The organism is Niallia sp. FSL R7-0648, assembly GCF_038007005.1.
In the GTDB taxonomy this organism is placed as follows: domain Bacteria; phylum Bacillota; class Bacilli; order Bacillales; family Cytobacillaceae; genus Niallia; species Niallia circulans.
This window is the reverse complement of the sequence record NZ_JBBOWE010000001.1, coordinates 703,307-720,920: the sequence shown is the minus strand read 5'-3', so window position 1 is coordinate 720,920 and position 17,614 is coordinate 703,307. Positions and strand designations below refer to the sequence as shown.

20 protein-coding genes are annotated in these 17,614 nt (G+C 36.0%); 13 read left to right on the top strand and 7 right to left on the bottom strand.

All coding sequences use genetic code 11. The features are described 5' to 3' along the window. Positions 1-29 precede the first annotated feature (29 nt). Positions 30-818 (bottom strand): alpha/beta fold hydrolase, encoded by a 789-nt coding sequence (locus NSQ89_RS03510; RefSeq protein WP_047942499.1) that lies wholly within the window; start codon positions 816-818, stop codon positions 30-32. A gap of 324 nt (positions 819-1,142) precedes the next feature. Here NSQ89_RS03510 and NSQ89_RS03505 point away from each other — a divergent pair, with 324 nt between their 5' ends. From NSQ89_RS03505 to NSQ89_RS03495, 3 genes are all read left to right on the top strand, one after another. Continuing rightward, positions 1,143-1,961, top strand: coding sequence for a Cof-type HAD-IIB family hydrolase (locus NSQ89_RS03505; protein WP_047942500.1), 819 nt, complete (start codon positions 1,143-1,145; stop codon positions 1,959-1,961). 135 nt (positions 1,962-2,096) lie between these two features. After that, positions 2,097-2,249 (top strand): hypothetical protein, encoded by a 153-nt coding sequence (locus NSQ89_RS03500; RefSeq protein WP_162837581.1) that lies wholly within the window; start codon positions 2,097-2,099, stop codon positions 2,247-2,249. Beyond that, a complete protein-coding gene (locus NSQ89_RS03495) occupies positions 2,250-2,435 on the top strand; it encodes a DUF3813 domain-containing protein (RefSeq protein ID WP_047942502.1) in 186 nt (61 codons plus the stop codon). It begins immediately after the preceding gene. A gap of 129 nt (positions 2,436-2,564) precedes the next feature. Here the strand turns inward: NSQ89_RS03495 and NSQ89_RS03490 are convergent, their stop codons facing one another. Together NSQ89_RS03490 and NSQ89_RS03485 are read right to left on the bottom strand one after the other, a co-directional pair. Next, positions 2,565-2,927 (bottom strand): hypothetical protein, encoded by a 363-nt coding sequence (locus NSQ89_RS03490; RefSeq protein ID WP_095258822.1) that lies wholly within the window; start codon positions 2,925-2,927, stop codon positions 2,565-2,567. 13 nt (positions 2,928-2,940) lie between these two features. Further along, positions 2,941-3,765: a YitT family protein gene (locus tag NSQ89_RS03485; protein WP_047942503.1), complete on the bottom strand. Its 825-nt coding sequence runs from the start codon at positions 3,763-3,765 to the stop codon at positions 2,941-2,943. 207 nt (positions 3,766-3,972) lie between these two features. On the opposite strand from NSQ89_RS03485, the gene NSQ89_RS03480 reads away from it, so the two are divergent. Both NSQ89_RS03480 and NSQ89_RS03475 read left to right on the top strand, forming a co-directional pair. Beyond that, the gene (locus NSQ89_RS03480; RefSeq protein WP_047942504.1) at positions 3,973-4,833 is read left to right on the top strand and encodes a DegV family protein; all 861 of its coding nucleotides are present in this window, start codon (positions 3,973-3,975) and stop codon (positions 4,831-4,833) included. Between the two features lie 90 nt (positions 4,834-4,923). Beyond that, entirely contained in the window at positions 4,924-5,055 is a 132-nt protein-coding gene (locus tag NSQ89_RS03475; RefSeq protein ID WP_082138337.1) for a DUF3941 domain-containing protein, read from the top strand. A gap of 258 nt (positions 5,056-5,313) precedes the next feature. On the opposite strand, the gene NSQ89_RS03470 is transcribed toward NSQ89_RS03475, so the two are convergent. After that, positions 5,314-6,195, bottom strand: coding sequence for a CvfB family protein (locus NSQ89_RS03470; protein WP_047942505.1), 882 nt, complete (start codon positions 6,193-6,195; stop codon positions 5,314-5,316). A gap of 199 nt (positions 6,196-6,394) precedes the next feature. Here NSQ89_RS03470 and NSQ89_RS03465 point away from each other — a divergent pair, with 199 nt between their 5' ends. From NSQ89_RS03465 to NSQ89_RS25305, 6 genes are all read left to right on the top strand, one after another. Continuing rightward, positions 6,395-6,889, top strand: a complete 495-nt coding sequence (locus tag NSQ89_RS03465; protein ID WP_047943120.1) for a YajQ family cyclic di-GMP-binding protein — start codon at positions 6,395-6,397, stop codon at positions 6,887-6,889. A gap of 331 nt (positions 6,890-7,220) precedes the next feature. Next, entirely contained in the window at positions 7,221-8,096 is an 876-nt protein-coding gene (locus tag NSQ89_RS03460; RefSeq protein WP_047943119.1) for an SDR family oxidoreductase, read from the top strand. Between the two features lie 158 nt (positions 8,097-8,254). Continuing rightward, positions 8,255-10,033 carry an alpha-glycosidase gene (locus tag NSQ89_RS03455; RefSeq protein WP_341133139.1) on the top strand — a complete coding sequence of 593 codons (1,779 nt, stop codon included), beginning with the start codon at positions 8,255-8,257 and terminating at the stop codon, positions 10,031-10,033. 137 nt (positions 10,034-10,170) lie between these two features. Beyond that, positions 10,171-11,076: a DMT family transporter gene (locus NSQ89_RS03450; RefSeq protein WP_047943118.1), complete on the top strand. Its 906-nt coding sequence runs from the start codon at positions 10,171-10,173 to the stop codon at positions 11,074-11,076. A 255-nt stretch (positions 11,077-11,331) separates the two neighbouring features. Beyond that, positions 11,332-11,502 carry a GerAB/ArcD/ProY family transporter gene (locus NSQ89_RS03445; RefSeq protein ID WP_172885224.1) on the top strand — a complete coding sequence of 57 codons (171 nt, stop codon included), beginning with the start codon at positions 11,332-11,334 and terminating at the stop codon, positions 11,500-11,502. A 121-nt stretch (positions 11,503-11,623) separates the two neighbouring features. Then, positions 11,624-11,947, top strand: coding sequence for a GerAB/ArcD/ProY family transporter (locus NSQ89_RS25305; protein ID WP_445668967.1), 324 nt, complete (start codon positions 11,624-11,626; stop codon positions 11,945-11,947). Positions 11,948-11,994: 47 nt separating this feature from the next. On the opposite strand, the gene asnB is transcribed toward NSQ89_RS25305, so the two are convergent. After that, on the bottom strand, positions 11,995-13,842 hold the full coding sequence (gene asnB, locus NSQ89_RS03440) for an asparagine synthase (glutamine-hydrolyzing) (protein ID WP_095258816.1): 1,848 nt from the start codon (positions 13,840-13,842) through the stop codon (positions 11,995-11,997). 64 nt (positions 13,843-13,906) lie between these two features. On the opposite strand from asnB, the gene NSQ89_RS03435 reads away from it, so the two are divergent. Both NSQ89_RS03435 and NSQ89_RS03430 read left to right on the top strand, forming a co-directional pair. Continuing rightward, positions 13,907-14,044, top strand: a complete 138-nt coding sequence (locus NSQ89_RS03435; protein WP_156485392.1) for a hypothetical protein — start codon at positions 13,907-13,909, stop codon at positions 14,042-14,044. Between the two features lie 38 nt (positions 14,045-14,082). Next, positions 14,083-14,646 carry a DUF2777 domain-containing protein gene (locus tag NSQ89_RS03430; RefSeq protein WP_047943116.1) on the top strand — a complete coding sequence of 188 codons (564 nt, stop codon included), beginning with the start codon at positions 14,083-14,085 and terminating at the stop codon, positions 14,644-14,646. Positions 14,647-14,725: 79 nt separating this feature from the next. Here NSQ89_RS03430 and NSQ89_RS03425 read toward each other — a convergent pair whose 3' ends face one another. Both NSQ89_RS03425 and NSQ89_RS03420 read right to left on the bottom strand, forming a co-directional pair. Further along, positions 14,726-15,217: a GNAT family N-acetyltransferase gene (locus NSQ89_RS03425; RefSeq protein WP_047943115.1), complete on the bottom strand. Its 492-nt coding sequence runs from the start codon at positions 15,215-15,217 to the stop codon at positions 14,726-14,728. 422 nt (positions 15,218-15,639) lie between these two features. Then, on the bottom strand, positions 15,640-17,604 hold the full coding sequence (locus NSQ89_RS03420; protein ID WP_172865136.1) for a glycoside hydrolase family 127 protein: 1,965 nt from the start codon (positions 17,602-17,604) through the stop codon (positions 15,640-15,642). Positions 17,605-17,614: the final 10 nt, after the last annotated feature.

Sequence of the window (17,614 nt, the reverse complement as noted above, 5' to 3'; positions counted from 1 at the left end):
ATAATTATGATTTGAAAAAAGGATTTGAATCACGCTTTAATTAATCCTTCTGCTAAATGTTTCTCAAACCATTCCACCGTTTTCAGCATGGCTCTTCTGCTTACTTTATGGCCAGTATTATCTTCAGAAAGATATGTTAGGCGATCTGGCGCATCTTTATATAAAGGTTTTATATGCTCATAAAATTGGTGGGAATAAGCATAAGGTACAACTTCATCTTTTTTGCCATGCCAGAACATAAGAGGACGTTTTTGTAATTTTTCTGGTGCCTTACTAAGGTCCAATTCCTCTAACTGTTTAATTAAATCTTCTATTTCATGATCACTTAGCGGCAACTCATAGCCCCTTTTCTTCACTTCTGAAATGGTATAATGGGCAAATTTCTCATAATATGGCATTCCCATTAAGCTTACTGCCGTATTAATCCAAGGATACTTTCTTAATGCACCTAATGTAACGATTCCCCCCATACTTGTTCCTACGATCCCAATATATTGATCATCGATTAGCTCTTTGTCGCTGAAATAATCTTTTATCACTTCTATTTCCTCAATCGTCTTCATCACGATATTCCAAAAATGCATGTTTAATTCCATCGCTGATAATCCTTGGTCTCGCTCTCCATGATACAAACAATCAGGCAATACAACACGAAATCCCTTCTCTGCTAAATGATAAGCAAAATGAAGATTGTGTTCCTTTGCACTAGTGAAGCCATGGGTAAATTGAATATATGGTCGTTTTTGATCATAGTGGTCTTTTTTTACAATATGCAGTACAGGTATTTCCTCTATATGTAATTTTTCAACCAAAATCATCGCTCGCCCCTCCTTTTTGGAAAAAATAAATGATTCATGTAAAATAAAGTATAACTTCCTCTTTGATGATTTGTGAAACCAATCGGACTTTAAGGACAGTTATTTCCCTCTAATCAAGCCATAAGCGTAAAGAATAGAAAGGAAATTTATCTCTATCATTGATTTTACATAACTTAACATAAGTGAAAGTAGAATTAACGAATAAAGTGTAATAATATTTTATATGTATAAGTAAGTGTAACATGAAGTGGCTTTTTTTTCGAAAATTACGCCCCTTAAAGCTAGAATAAAATAAATTACTATATTGACACTAAAGGAGACACTATGACAGAAAAACATCTAATTGCCTTAGACCTTGACGGAACGTTATTAAAAGACGATAAAACCATTTCTCCTCTTACCAAAAAAGTTATCCAAAAAGCAATGGAGGATGGTCATGAAGTAATGATTGCAACAGGGAGACCCTTCCGCGCAAGTGAAGCGATCTATCATGAATTAAATTTACATACTCCTATCGTTAACTTTAATGGAGCTTTTATTCATCATCCTAAGGATACCAAATGGGGCTTTTATCATTCTCCCCTTGATATACAAACAGCAAGGGATATTGTCGCTGCATGCAATGATTATTCTTTTCACAATATTATTGCGGAAGTAATGGATGAGGTTTATTATCATTATCATGATGAGAAATTGATTGACATTTTTTCATTAGGGAATCCCAAAGTAACTGTCGGAAATTTATTGGAATTTTTAGAAGCAGCACCTACTTCTATCCTTATTCATGCGGAGGAAGAACATGTTGCAGCCATTCGCAAGCATTTATCTGAGGTTCATGCCGATCTAATTGAACATCGCCGTTGGGCAGATCCCTTTCATGTGATCGAAATTGTTAAGTTAGGAATAAATAAAGCGATTGGCTTACAAAAAGTTTCTGATTACTATCAAATCCCACAAAGAAATATTATCGCATTCGGCGATGAAGACAATGATTTTGAAATGATTGAGTATGCTGGAAAAGGTGTCGCTATGGGAAATGCGATTGAGGAACTAAAGACCCTTGCTAAGGATGTTACTTTATCCAATGAAGAAGACGGAATTGCTGTATATTTAAACGAAGTTTTAAATCTTCGTGTTCTCTAAAGCTGGTTATCATTACCGTCTTTAAAGACTAAAATTACGTCCATACTATAAGCGAAACGGTCACTACTGTTTCCGGGAAAATCAATGCTTCTTTTGTCTTTCCAATTATACTCTAACACTCGGAGGGATCATTCAATGGGAAAACGAAATAAATCGAAACGCTTCGTACAACAAGGAGTAGATTCTGTATCCAAGCATTCCGAACGTATCCCTTATCATATGACATATGCTGAAGCCGAGAGCTATAAAATGTCAAATGAAAGACAGTCTCATGGAGGATTAGAATAAATGGGAAATAGACTTTTTCAAGAAGCCAGACAAGCAGTTGAGGCAGCTAAATATGGGAATGGGAATGATGGCTTAGTGGATAAAGCAAAGAATGCGATAAGCTCTGCTTACGCAAATACCACAACAGCCGAACAACACCAATTAGCTGCATTACAAAAAGAGCTAGAACAAATTCAGACACACTAATAAAAAAAGCAGTCCAAGAAGGAAGCCTCCATAAGCGCTAGAAAAGCAAATGCTTGGGAGAAGGGCCTTTTATGGGCTGCTTTTTATTACGGAAAGTATAAACCGGAGTACCATTTGTTTTTATTCCCCTTACGAAAATGTTTCTAACACTACGGAATATGGCTCTTTTCCTTCTTCAGAAAAAAATAAAATGATTGTTCCATTCGTCGGTAAATCTTTTTCCTCTAAATGAATTTTCAGCGAGAATTGCTTATTACTAACTTGTAATTTCTGGTTTGCGATGAATTCATTGTGACCATCTTCGACAGAATAAAAAATAGTCCCTGTCGTAATTGCTTTTCCTTTCACAAGATAATTCCCTTTTGTACCACTAACAGTTACATCTTCTATCTTGACTTGCTCTTTCCCTGAGTTTGCTGCTGCTGTTATGGTTAGAAACGGCAGGAAGCTGCTAATTAACATGCATAAGAATACGACAGTCGCTTTTTTCAATATAGTTCCTCCTTTAAGCTTTTCTAAAGAAACCGAGTACTGCTGTTGTTTGCACAACATTTGTAAATGCTTGTGGATCCACTTCTTTAATAATCCGTTCGATATCAAATAACTCATAACGAGTCACGACAATCATTAGCATTTCCTTTGGCTCATTGGAAAATGCTCCTCTTGCTGGCAAAATCGTAATTCCTCTTACTAATTTTTCATGGATTGCTACTTTTAGCTCAGCTGTTTTCTTCGTAATAATCATCACCGTTAATTTTTGATGGGCTGTATGTATCGTATCAATCACTTTGGTTGCTGCATATAGATTCACAAGCGTATATAACGCTTTTTCCCATCCGAACATAGCACCAGCTGTGATAATAATAGCTCCATTTAGAATAAAGAAATACGTACCGACAGGCTTATCCTGCATACGTGAAAGAATCATGGCAATGATGTCCATGCCACCCGTTGAGGCCCCCCACTTTAACGTTAATCCAACCCCCACAGCCGCAATGACACCGCCAAAAACTGCATTTAACAAAATATCATGAGAATAGCTTGTTTCCGGAATGATTTCCATAAACAAAGACATAAAAGCAACACTTAAAAAACTAAAAAAGGTAAATGATTTTCCGACTTTAATCCAACCAACTATTGCGATTGGAACATTAAGGATAAATAGTAAAACCCCTGTAGAAATAGGCGTTATTTTGGATATAAGCTGAGCCACTCCTGCAAAACCACTGGCATATACATCAGCAGGTATCAAGAAAAAATTCATAGCAATCGCATTTAATAGTGCCCCAAAGATAACAACGATTAATTTTTTTGTTAATAACCAATACATAAGTGTCCTCCAATACGATATATAGTAATTTTTACTATTTTTACTTTAACTATTCAATTGTTTTTTCTCTAAAAGTTTTATAAACTACAAATAAGTATGCCTTGTTTTCAAAAAACAAGGCATTTTCAAAGAGATTATCGTTATTTATCATAACCGTACTCCAATAACCATATGTTTTTATAAAAAAAAGAAAGAAGTGGAATGAATATGACTTTTAAAATCCTAGCAGATAGTGCGAGTGATTTACCTCTATCCTATTATGAGAAGAACGAGGTTACACTATTACCGCTAAAGGTTAACTTAGACGGTAAAGAATACGAGGATTTAAAAACGATTGAACCAGCCACTGTTTATAATGCCATACGCAGTGGACAAGTTCCAAAAACATCACAAGTGTCGCCAGCTTTATTTAAAGATGTTTTTACAACATTGGCTCAAAATAAAGAAAAAGGTATTTATATTGCTTTTTCTTCGCAATTATCTGGAACATACCAAACAGCAGTAATGATTTCAGAACAAGTAAAGGAGGAATATCCCGACTTTGCTTTAACCATCATTGATAGCAAATGTGCATCATTAGGTGCTGGTTTAGTTGTTCAAGAAGCAGTGAAACTCCGCGATCAAGGTAAAGACGTAAGTGAAATTATACCACGACTCCAATTCATATGCGAGCATATGGAGCACTTATTTACTGTCGAAGATCTAGAATATTTAGCAAAAGGCGGACGTGTTTCGAAGGCCTCTGCGTTCCTTGGTGGATTACTAAATATAAAACCTTTATTACATGTTGAAGACGGGAAATTGGTTCCTCTTGAAAAAATTCGCGGCAAAAAGAAACTCCTGCGCAGAATGATTGACCTAATAGCAGAACGAGGAGATAAGCTGGATCAACAAGTGTTCGCGATCAGTCACGCAGATGATGAAGCAACAGCTGCGGAAGTAAAAGAAATGATTATGGAAAAATTCCAGCCAAAAGAAGTATTCATTTCCTCTATCGGTGCATCTGTAGGCTCGCACACTGGTGCTGGAACAATCGCTATTTTCTTCTTAAATAAGCTACCTGAATAAGCACGATAAAAAGTATAAAATTTACTCCTTTCACTCATACTAACAATGTTCTAATTGAACAAAAGCTGACGTTGAAAGGAGTATTTTTTAATGCCACATACTTCTGATAATGATAAAAAGGCAAAAGACAATAATGCATTGCGTCATGAAAAGAACATGATGCGTGAAAAAAACCGCAAAAAAGGCAAACATCAATATAGTAAAAAGACAGACCATCTGTAAGAAGATGGTTGCTAGATGAATACGAAAAAAGAGCTGCCAGATTTTAAGGCAGTTCTTTTTGATTGAGACTCTAGTTCAGTTTTTGTATATCTCTATCTTCTGTAAAGTGATGGAAATTAGTTTTTTGTTCCCTTTTGACTTCTTCTACTGTCGAAACAGGCTCTAAGACGAGCACCTCCTGAATTCCTAGATCTTTTCTAAAGAAAAAGGGCATCCCAAAGCTATAACCACTTTGAAATCCCCTATTTAACCTACATTTTAATTTTTTTGATTATCTTCCTTTAAATATGTCCAGCCTTCTTCTTGGTATACTTTATTTTCTTTCATTAGTCTCCCAAGTGCTCGTTTAAACGAACCTTTGCTTAAATTAAAGCGTTCCTTTATATCCTCTGGCATACTCTTGTCTCCATAAGGCATTGCGCCTTTTCGAGTTATTAAATAATCCAAAATTAGTTGGGAATCTTTATCAAGCGCTTCTTCTTTTCTTGGCAATAACGATACATTTACTGTTCCATCAAGCTTAACATCTATGATGCGCCCATTTACTTTTTCCCCTAATCTTGGTTCCTTGCCTCGCTCAGATTCATGGATAAATCCTTTATAGCCTTCTGCTGTATAAATCCAGCTTCCTACTTTTGCTGTTCGATAAATGTACCCATGAATATTTTTATTAAAATCTTCTCTTGTTGCTTTTGCTGCCATCTCTTCAATAACAGGATCTGTTGCTGGTTTTACATATAAATAGTTATTCTTATTTACCTTTAATGTTATATAAAGCATATCGCCCACTTCTGGCCATACCTCTTCATGTACTGGTAAATCATCTTCTCCTAACAGCATGTCCTTTTTCAACCCAATATCAAAGAAACAGCCAATTCCTTCTTTGCGGTCTGTTACTTTCACCCAGTCGTATTTACCAACCGCAATAGATGGAATAAAGGTACTTGAGCAAGCTCTTCCCTGTGAATCACTGTAAATAAAAACGCGGACTTCATCACCTTCTTCAAATTTCTGATCAGTTTCACTAAAGTGTAAAAGCACATCCTCGTCTTCCTCTTCAATTGTCAAAAAATACCCAAAAGATGCAATCCTAGCCACTGTTAATATTTCTACACGCCCCATATAATCTCTTAACGACATTTAGTTTCCTCCTTAAATTCTTGTCTATTTTCAACTTTACTCTATATTCTGCCATCCTAATTATTCCCTTATTAACGAATACTTCATGCCTAAAGTTGTTACAACTGCTTAATTTTACTATAATACAAGCATAAAAGAAATTGGATTTACTACAGATGCTTTTAATTCGTGTTAAATTCCAATTAATCAGGAGGTAAATATGGCAAAAGAAAGTTCATTTGACATTGTATCCAAGGTAGATTTTTCGGAGGTAACGAATGCTGTCCAGCTTGCAATGAAAGAGATTCAAAATCGCTATGATTTTAAAGGGAGCAAAAGTAATGTGACGCTGGACAAAGAAGAACTGGTTCTTGTTTCAGATGATGAATATAAATTAGAACAGCTAAAAGATGTCCTTATTAGCAAAATGTTTAAACGTGGTATTCCTATTAAAAACTTAGATTATGGCAAAATCGAAGGTGCTTCCGGCGGTACAGTTCGTCAAAGAGCGAAATTAGTGCAGGGAATTGATAGAGATAATGCCAAAATTATTAATACATTAATTAAAAACAGTGGCTTAAAAGTGAAAACTCAACAACAGGATGATCAAATTCGGGTTACTGCTAAAAGCCGTGATGATTTACAAAAAATTATTGCTGCTGTGAAAGATGAATCAAAAATTACGATTGATGTACAGTTTGTCAATTATCGTTAATTAGAAATAACAACGAACACCAAGCTGGTCAACGCCACTTTTCTTTCAGCACAAGATATTTATGGTGTTCATCATGTGTATGAACACCACTTTTCTTTCAAAACAAGGTATTTATGGTGTTCATCATGCGGATGAACACCACTTTTCTTTCAAAACAAGATAATTATGGTGTTCATTAAACAAAGGAACGCCACTTTAATCAAAAACTTTCATCATGCTTACCCCTTCTTTTCCACAACTCCATATCACTCAACCCTATTTTTACCATGTTTATTTAAAAGAATTTGGGAAAAATAAGTAAACATGTACAGAATTAGAAGGAGTGATTGAATTGACTAATAGTAATAAGGAACAATTACAACAAACATTTCCACCACAGCATCAAGATCAGCAGCCAGGCATTCAGACAGAGATGAATCCTATACCTAAAGATGTCGATCCCTCTTATAAAGGCTCTGAAAAATTAAAAGGAAAAACTGCTATCATCACTGGAGGCGATAGTGGAATCGGCCGTTCTGTTGCTATCTATTATGCAAAAGAAGGTGCTGATATCACTATCGTATACTTAGATGAGCATGACGATGCCCAAAAGACGAAAGAATTAGTTGAAGCTGAAGGAGTAAAGTGCTTACTGCTTGCTGGAGATATTGGTGATGAAGGCTTCTGTAAAGAGGTTGTAAAAAAGACCGTTTCAGAATTTGGCAAGGTTAATATTCTCGTAAATAATGCTGCAGAGCAACATCCACAATCAAGCATTCTAGATATCACGTCAGAACAATTAGAAAAAACTTTCCGCACCAATATTTTCTCAATGTTTCACTTAACAAAAGCCACTCTGCCCCACTTACAAAAAGGAGATGCGATTATTAATACAACGTCTATTACTGCGTATAAAGGTAATGAGACATTAATTGATTATTCCGCAACAAAAGGAGCTATTACGGCTTTCACTCGCTCCTTATCAGGCTCTCTTGCGGAACAAGGGATTCGAGTCAACGGGGTAGCACCAGGACCAATTTGGACTCCACTTATCCCATCTACTTTTGATAGTGAGCAAGTTGCTTCATTTGGAGGAAATACTCCTTTTAAACGCGCTGGCCAACCTTGTGAACTTGCCCCAGCGTATGTATATTTAGCCAGCAATGATTCTACCTATGTAACTGGACAGGTTATCCATGTCAACGGCGGTACGATTGTTAACGGCTAAATCTTTTCATATAAATTCACTCAGAACCGCTCGCATGCATTTTGCGAGCGGTTCTTTCTATGCAGACAATTCTCTTCTCTTCTTTTAAAATCTAGCTAATCTGGCAACACTAGTGGCAAAAGAGATAGCAAGATTACAAAGGGAGTGTGAGAAAAGTGATTGATTTAGCCTCTATTTACCATCGCAGTGGAGATAATTACTGTTATTTACAAAATAAAGACGCTCTCCATATCCGGATCCGGACAAAAAAGGCAAATGTCACTGAAATAGAATTAATCTATGGAGATCAATACGAAATAGTCGACTATCAATGGGTATCCCAGCGGTTATCGATGGAAAAAAGCGGTTCTGATTCTCTATTTGATTATTGGCATTGCACGATAACAAATAAAAAAAGAGTTCGCTATGGCTTTATTCTCCGAGATTCGGAACAGCAAGTAACTTATACAGAAAAAGGATTCTTTCCCTTTATTCCAGAAGATGCTGGCTTTTACTTTTGCTTGCCATATCTTCACCTGAAAGACGTTTTTACTCCACCATCTTGGGTATCACAAACGATTTGGTATCAAATTTTTCCAGAGCGTTTCCGCAATGGGGATAGCTCTTTAAATCCAGTGGATACTGCACAATGGGGACAAGAGGAACCTGGCTTATATAATTTCTTCGGCGGAGACCTTCAAGGCATTATGGACGCCCTAGACTATCTTACAGACCTTGGAATTACAGGGATTTATCTTACTCCTATTTTTCACGCTGAAAGCAATCATAAATACGATACGATTAACTATTTAGAAGTAGACCCGCAATTTGGCGATAAGGAGATGCTTAAGAACCTTGTGAAAGAATGTCATAATCGTGGAATTCGAGTGATGCTTGATGCCGTTTTTAATCATTGCGGCTATCATTTCCCGCCCTTTCAAGATGTGCTAAAGAATGAAGAGCGTTCACGCTATAAAGATTGGTTCCATATCCATAAATTCCCTTTAAAAGAGAATGACATGCTGCATTATGAAACATTCGGTTTCTATGAAGCTATGCCTAAATTTAATACAGCCAATCCAGAAGTAAAAGAATATCTACTTCATGTAGCGGAATATTGGATTACAGAATGTGATATTGATGGCTGGCGCTTAGATGTTGCCAATGAGATTGACCATGAATTTTGGCGTTCCTTCCGATCTGTTGTAAAATCATTAAAGCCTGACATTTTTATTCTCGGGGAAATTTGGCATGATTCCTTACCATGGTTAAGAGGAGATCAATTTGATTCGGTGATGAATTATCCATTACTAACAAAAGCATTGCAATTTTTTGCATATGATATGATTTCTCCTCAACAATTTATGGAAGAAATGACTACAACCTTACTGGCCTATCCAGATACAGTCAATAATGTATTGTTTAATATTATCGGCAGTCATGACACGCCGCGAATCCTTCATGAATGCAGTTACCGGAAAGAACGTGTGAAGCTTTTATTTACTTTTCTTTTCACCTACCCTGGCACCCCTTGTATATATTATGGAGATGAAATCGGCTTAGGTGGCGGCAGCGATCCTGGATGTCGAAAATGTATGCTTTGGAATACAGAAGTACATGATACGGAGCTAAAAGAATTTGTTAAGCGATTGATTCAAGTACGCAAACAAAGTTCCCTTCTTATCAATAATGGCACTTTTTATTTTTTATCCCAGTCTGATTCCTGTTTAGCCTATTATACAAAAGAAGAAGATGAAATTCTTTTAACCGTTATTAATAAGAGTGACAAGGAAGCACAATTTCTTCTACCTTTTCCATTACGCAGAAAAAAAATCTCTCTTTTATTAACAGAAGAAGAGTATGCTGCTGAATCAGATGATCTTGCCGTAATACTAGGACCATATGAATGTAGTATCCTTCGTTTCAATATGAATTATAAATATATCCATATAAGGTAATCTATCAGGTGAACATCGATTAAGATGATCACCTGATTCTTTTTTCCAAGAAATGAAAAATAATGATTGTTTCCTGCCTTTGAACGTACTATATTTACTATTATATCGAATTGTTACAATTGTCAGGGGGAAACAAAGTGAATCAGCAATCAACACCTAAATCCATTGGGATTCCACTCCTTATATCGATTATCGCTATCTCGTTTTCTGCGATTTTCGTAAAATGGTCGGAAGCACCTGCCACTATTTTAAGTATGTACAGAATGTGGCTTGCCTGTCTTATTATGATTCCTATGGTCTACATCCATCGAAATGATTTCAAAAAACTAACAAAAGGAGATTGGGCATTCTTATTTTTCTCAGGCTCTTTTTTGGCCTTACATTTTGCCCTATGGTTTAGTTCTCTTAAGTTTACTACTGTAGCCAGCTCTACGATTATATTGGCTTTACAGCCTATTGTTTCTCTCCTTGGCGGGTTTATTTTCTTTCGGGAAAGAACTACCTCTACAGCTATTATGACTATGGGGATTGCCATTATTGGGGCGATGATGATTGGCTGGGGAGATATTGGATTAGACAGCAATGCTATTATAGGGGATCTTCTTTCCTTCTTAAGTGTAATTGCTGTAGTCGGCTACTTATTAATCGGCCAAAATATTATCAAAAAAATGACCCACTGGATCTATACCTTTACTGTTTTCTTTTTTGCTGCCTGTTTGTTAACCGTTTATAATCTACTGGCTGGCGAAGCGTTAACTGGCTATTCTGGCAGAGAATGGGGCATCTTTGTTTTGCTTGCAATTGTTCCGACACTTGCACATGTCATTAATAATTGGTTACTTAATTATATTAATGCAACTACTATTTCCATGAGTATTCTCGGTGAGCCAGTCGGAGCTACGCTTTTAGCTGTTTTACTATTAAATGAGCAATTAATCCTCACACAACTTTTAGGTGGATTACTCGTTTTGTTCGGGGTGTTCTTTTTCCTCCTACAAAAGCAACCTAAATCTACCATTACACAAGAAAAACCAATTGGTTAGATGAGCAAGAAAACAGTAAGACTAAAACATAATCAAATATAATTTATAAAAGGCGAGCTATTCAATATATTTAAGTGTAATAGTTAATAGTGTAAATCTTAGGCTGGAATATTATTCCGGTCTTTTTCATTCCAAACCCCACCAATCAATTCCTTAGAAATTGCAAAAATCTTTTCCTCTTCTGCATATTCCTAGTAAAACAGCAGACACTACTTTAAGCATCTATCAAATTTCCAATTAGAAGATTCCTTTTTCATGTTAAAAGAAAATCTATCTTTAAGTCAGTTATTTGCCACTATTATAGGCTTTAACTTAGGGACAACGCTTGTGGTGGTGCTTGGTATTACAGCAAAAGAGGATGCATGGATTACCATACTTCTATCTACCATAACCGGCTTAATTGTGTCTTCTTTTTTCTACATATAAATGAGCTAGTACCTTCTAAAAATTTGTTTGAAATTATTGAGTTTGGGTTCAATAGATTTATCGCAATCCCTATTACCCTTGTCTATTCCCTTTATTTTTTATCTAGCCGCAAGAACTTTCAATTGGAGAGTTTATTGAGAGAATTGATGCTCTAGCTGTTTTTATTATCATATTAGGAAAAGTTATCAAGGACTCTATCTTTATCTACTCCGGCTTAAAGGGATTAGAATATATTTTTAAACAGTCCTATCGCTTCTATGTTGTACCGATTATTTGTCTATTTCGATGTTTTCTATTTTTCATTAGTATGGAAAAAAATGACCATGTTCGAGAAGGTGCAGTGGTGATTCCGTATCTCTTATATATGCCTCAACAATTTGCTTTCCCTTGCTTTTTATTATTTGTTCTATTAATCAAGAAGGTTAAATCACAAAAAAATCCCTAGATAGCGAGTCATTTCTGCCAGCTAGGGATTGTTTAATTATTCACTATTTATTCGACAATATTAATCTGATAGTCTTTAAACCAATGATGGATTTGTACTAAATGGGCAAGTAATTGTGGACCTGTCATCAATTGGCCAAACCATGGTTCTTTAAATGCAGAACCTTCTGTTTCAATAATTTTAGTGAGACGTTCCTTATCAAAGAACTCATATAAAACAGAACTTTTATCCGTTAAAGCGCTTTTCAGCATATTCGTTACTGTTTTTGTGTAAATAGGATTATGTGTTTTAGGATATGGACTTTTTTTGCGATAGAGCACTTCATCTGGGAGGATTCCTTCTAACGCTTTCCGTAATAACCCTTTCTCTCTTCCCATGTAATTCTTCATTTCCCATGGTACATTCCACACATATTCAACTAAGCGATGGTCAGCAAATGGGACACGTACCTCTAGGCTTGCTCCCATACTCATTCTATCTTTCCGCTCTAATAAAGTAGTCATAAACCATAATTGGTTGAGATAAAACAATTCTCGACGCTTAGCATCTTCTTTACTTTCTCCCGCTAACTTTGGTGTTTCTGCAATGGTTTGATTATATTTATCCATCATATAATCTTCTAATTGCAATTTATTACTCCATGAATCTTTCAATAAGTTTTGTCGTTCTTGAATCGATCTCATCCATGGGAAGCCTCCTCTTTGCAAATCAGCCTCTCTTCTAAACCATGGATAGCCTCCAAAAATTTCATCTGCACATTCCCCAGATAAACTAACGACAAAATCCTTCTTTATTTCTCGGCAGAACCATAAAAGGGAAGAATCTACATCCGCCATACCAGGCACATCTCTGACTGTTACTGCCTCATGTAAAAATTCAGCCAATGTTTCTTGGGTGATGATACAGTTATGGTGAATGGTTCCAAATGTATCTGTCATTTTTTTTATATAGACACCATCTGAATTTGGCTGAAATTCATTTGCTTTAAAGAACTTATCATTGCCTTCATAATCGATGGAATACGTATGAAGCGGTCCTTTCCCTGTTCTTTCATATTCCATGGAAGCAATTGCTGTAATAGCACTTGAATCGACTCCACCTGAAAGAAACGTGCTTAATGGTACATCTGATACTAATTGTCTTGTCACAGCATCTTTAAAAAGAAATCGCACTTTTTCGACCGTTTCCTCAAAGCTATCCGTATGTTCTTCACTCTTCACATTCCAATAACGCCATACTTTCAGTCCATCCTGGGTAAACTTTAATGCATGCCCTGGCCGAAGCTCTTTAATCCCTTTGAAAATACCGCTTCCTGGTGTATGAGAGGGTCCAAGTGCAAACACCTCAGCTAACCCTTCTCTATCCAGCTCTGCTTTCACATTTGGATGGGCTAGCAATGCTTTCAATTCAGATCCAAAAATAAAACCAGTGCTAATTTCCATGTAAAATAATGGTTTCACTCCTAAACGATCTCTTCCAATAAATAAGGAGTTTCGTTTCTCATCCCAAACAGCAAAGGCAAATATCCCGTTTAAGTACTGCAGACAATCTTCTCCCCACTCAATATAGGAAGTAAGTAAAACTTCTGTATCAGAATGACCTTGAAATGAATATCCTTTTATTAGTAATTCTTTTCTTATGTCTTCGGTATTATACAACTCACCATTGTAGCAAATAGTGTAGTGAAATCCTTGTTTTTCTTTTGTCATTGGTTGAATACCATTTAGCGGATCTACTACCACTAAGCGTTTATGACCGAATCCTGCATGTAATGCAGTCCAAACATTAGTATCATCAGGGCCTCTTTTTGCCAATGTTTCAGCCATAGCCGATAAAATTTCCGATTCGTTTCTTAAATCTTTTTTGTAATCAACCCAACCTGTTATTCCACACATGATTATCATCCTTTCTTTCGTGGAACTTATGATTAGATACCAATCAATCAGTATGAGGTATTCTATGCACCAAATCAAAAATGGTTATTTGTCCATAACAGGTTTATCATTTGTTCCATTCAAAAAAGAGAAATTAATCGTTTTCAATGTTTTAATGAAGGAAAAAGAAGGATTAGTTATAAAATTTTGTTTATCTGTCTAAAAAGAATTTATGGGCGTGTAATCTTTGGGAGGTTTACAATGAACAATCAGCATAGATCAAAACTTATTGAATTTCAAACACGTGCCTTTACGAAAGGTACAGTCGAATATATAAATAATCAATGGATTTTTTTTGATGAAGAAACAGAAGAAGCAGCGATGCTGGATGAATATTTGCATCAAGAAATTGAGATTCGTACTTTCAATCGCTGGCGAAAAGGTATTCTCCTGGAGGATGGCAAAGTAAATGTTTCTGGTACCATTCATTTTCTAGAGCATGAAGACCCTATCCGCATAAGAAAACACCTTGTGTTTGCTTTAGAAGAATTATTAGACGACTTAAGCGACGATAGTTTTTATCAATTTATCACTACTTTAAATTCGATGAAGTTCTCCATATATGATTGTATATACTGTTATAATCATCTTACTTTTTTAAAGGAGGAAAAGCGAAAGAATGGGGTTAATATGATGATTTTTGATAATGAAGAAGGACTTTGTAGTGTTAATCATCATTTCTTTTATAATGAAAAAAGCACAGATCGCTTTGAATTCACTTTAAATACTGGGAAACGAATGATTGTGGAAAAATTAACTTCTTAAAAAGTGATATGGGTAGACTGTCGGCAGAATAAATGACTGCCGACAGTTTTTACTGTCTGATGAGCAAAAAGAAGTCTCCTTATTTCCACCCAAAAACAACTTCTGTTAATTTTTTGCCGCCAATTTCCGCTTCTTCTGTTCCGATTTTTTTCCCGCCAATGGCTTCATAAAACTTACAAGCTGGATTCTCTGATATAGCCAAAATAACCATCGGGAAAAGCCCGAGTTCTTTTAAATATTCCATTACTTTTTTTACTAACAAGCTTCCTATCCCTTGTCCTTGAAAGGCTTCCAAAAGGTAGATGGCGTATAACTCGCCAACATAACCTGGATATTGTCCACTTCTTTCTTTTCCGCCATTAGCGAAACCTATAATTTCTCCAGTTTCATTTTCAGCAACAAAGACACTTCCAGTCGGGATTGCTTTCTTCCATATCTCTTCTCTTTCCTCATAATTAAGCCTTTCTAAAAATAAATCTGGAACTATTCCTTTATAAGTAGTGCGCCAACTATCTACATGTACCTTTGCAATCCTTTTGGCATCCTCATCCTTCGCTTTTCTAATAATCATCTGTGCTCTCCTTTCTTCCTTCTATATGGAGGGATTTCTTCACTTCCCATTTCTCATGCCAAGTTACTTCAACTCCAATTGAACCTGTTTGTATCCACTCTATTGCCTTTAGTACAAGTGGAGAAGCATAATGAATGGATAAATCGTTTTATTAACACCATACACGCCAAACGGTCGATGAAACTTTCTCTCTTCTTCTTTCAATCCTATCCCCCCTATTCATTTGATTGCACTCTTTCTAAATATAATTAACTTGATTTTATCAGAATTCAAAAGCTTACTCCATTCTCTAAAATCAACTGCTATTGTTATAGTCATCATGTTTCCAAAACGAAGGTAGCCGTCTCCCATGTGTCCATTATTTCTTCAAAAAAGCAAAAAAAGCATAAGGAAGTCTATTCTATCCTTACGCTTTAAGCACTCTACTTATATAGCCATACAACCATCTCACATTCTCCTCTATTTCCCCAGGAATAATAAGGAATGAGTGTAAGTTCTTTTTTTTCTATATTCCCCTTGAAATTAAATTGGTATAATGTTTCCTGCCAACTTTTATCGACTAGTTCATGATCTGCTTCTACCATAAGTTGGGTAATTCCATTTAATATACCTGGCTGATAGCATACCTTTGCCCGCCCAAGATTTTTGGGATTGACATGATAGGTTTGTAATTTCTCTTCATTATCTATCGATTCTGCACAGTAAACAAAAGGACCTCTTTGTATAGCTATACGATTAACATCGGCAACTACGTTAGGATTTGCTGTGACAGCCAATACTGGTGTCTCAAAGACAAGTTCCACTATTTCTCCATTCCACTTCCTTTTTAATTCCACATAACCATCAATCAAATTCATTTCGACTGGAATTCCTTCCACATATAGTAACGGATTTTTTAACCACTGGGGAATACGAATTTTTAAAGTAACGAATTGCCCATCCGTTTTGAGGTGATATTTCACTCTATTTTGCTTCGGAAATTCTGTCATTTGCTCTAAAGAGCCTCCGGAAAAGTCTAGCTTACTAGCAACAAATAGATTGCTGTAAATGATTTGTCCTTCTTCATCCCATGTATAAAAGTAACGCTGTATCGAACCGATTGTTCGAGCAAAGTTTGGAGGACAGCAAGCACAACCAAGCCAATTTGGCCGCTGGGACTTCACATGCCCTTGCCCAGGATTATTCTTACTTATAGACGGATATACTTCTAGTGGATTCACATAGAAAAAATGTTTCCCCTCAATAGATGCCCCAGAGAGAACACCATTATATAATGCTCGTTCCATAATCTCTATGTATTCTGCCTTTGGTTCTATTTTAAACATCTCATACGCAAAATAAATAAGAGCGATGGATGCACATGTCTCACAATACATGGTGTCATTCGGCAAATCATATTCACCTGTAAATGCCTCCCCATGTACAGTGGAACCAACACCCGCAGTTATATACATCTTTTTCGAGATAACGTCCCGCCAAATTTCTTTACAAGCCATAAATAGTTGTTCATCGTTTGAATGTTTTGCAATTCTTGCCATCCCAGTTGCCATATACAACATTCGAACAGCATGCCCTACTGCTTTTGTCTGTTTTTTGGGCTGAGTATATGCTTGTAAATACTTTAAATCAATCTTTGGATAATCATTTGTTATTCCGTCTTTATTGTTTTGCTCTACTTGCTTGTCATAGAATAATGGATCTTTTCCCCTCACATCTATAAAGAAGACTGCTAAATCTAAATATTTCTTCTCCCCAGTAAACTCATACAACTTTGCTAACGCCAGTTCAATTTCTTGGTGACCATCAGCTCCTTGTATTTTTCCTTCTTCATAACCAAAATGCTTTGCGATATTGTCTACTACTTTTAATGCAATCTGCAATAGTTCTCTTTTCCCTGTAGCTTCTGTATAGCCTATAGCCGCTTCCATTAAGTGTCCAGCGCAATATAATTCATGACTATAGTGCAGCTCACGATATTTTCTATTAGGAAATTTCACTTGAAAAAAAGTTTGTAAATAGCCATCTTTTTCTTGTGCCTTGCCAATTAAATCGATGACACTGTCAGCAAGCTCCTCTAATTCCTTATCTGGAGAAATTTGCAAACTGTAAGAAACTGCTTCTAGCCATTTGTACACATCACTATCTTGAAAGAACCATCCGTAATGTTCTCCATCTTTTAATCCAGCTGCTATACGAAAATTTTCGAGAGCATTGCTTTTTTCTGCTGGTAAACTCTCATCCTCCCTTTCCCGCTCAATATTAATATCCATATCGTTATCCATCACTTTATATTGAAAGGGAATTGTCTTGTTCTTAATATTTTTGACATAATAATTCCAAAATGTATCCTTTATATGCACCTTGTTTATGGCAAATTCTCTTAACAATTTAATTCCT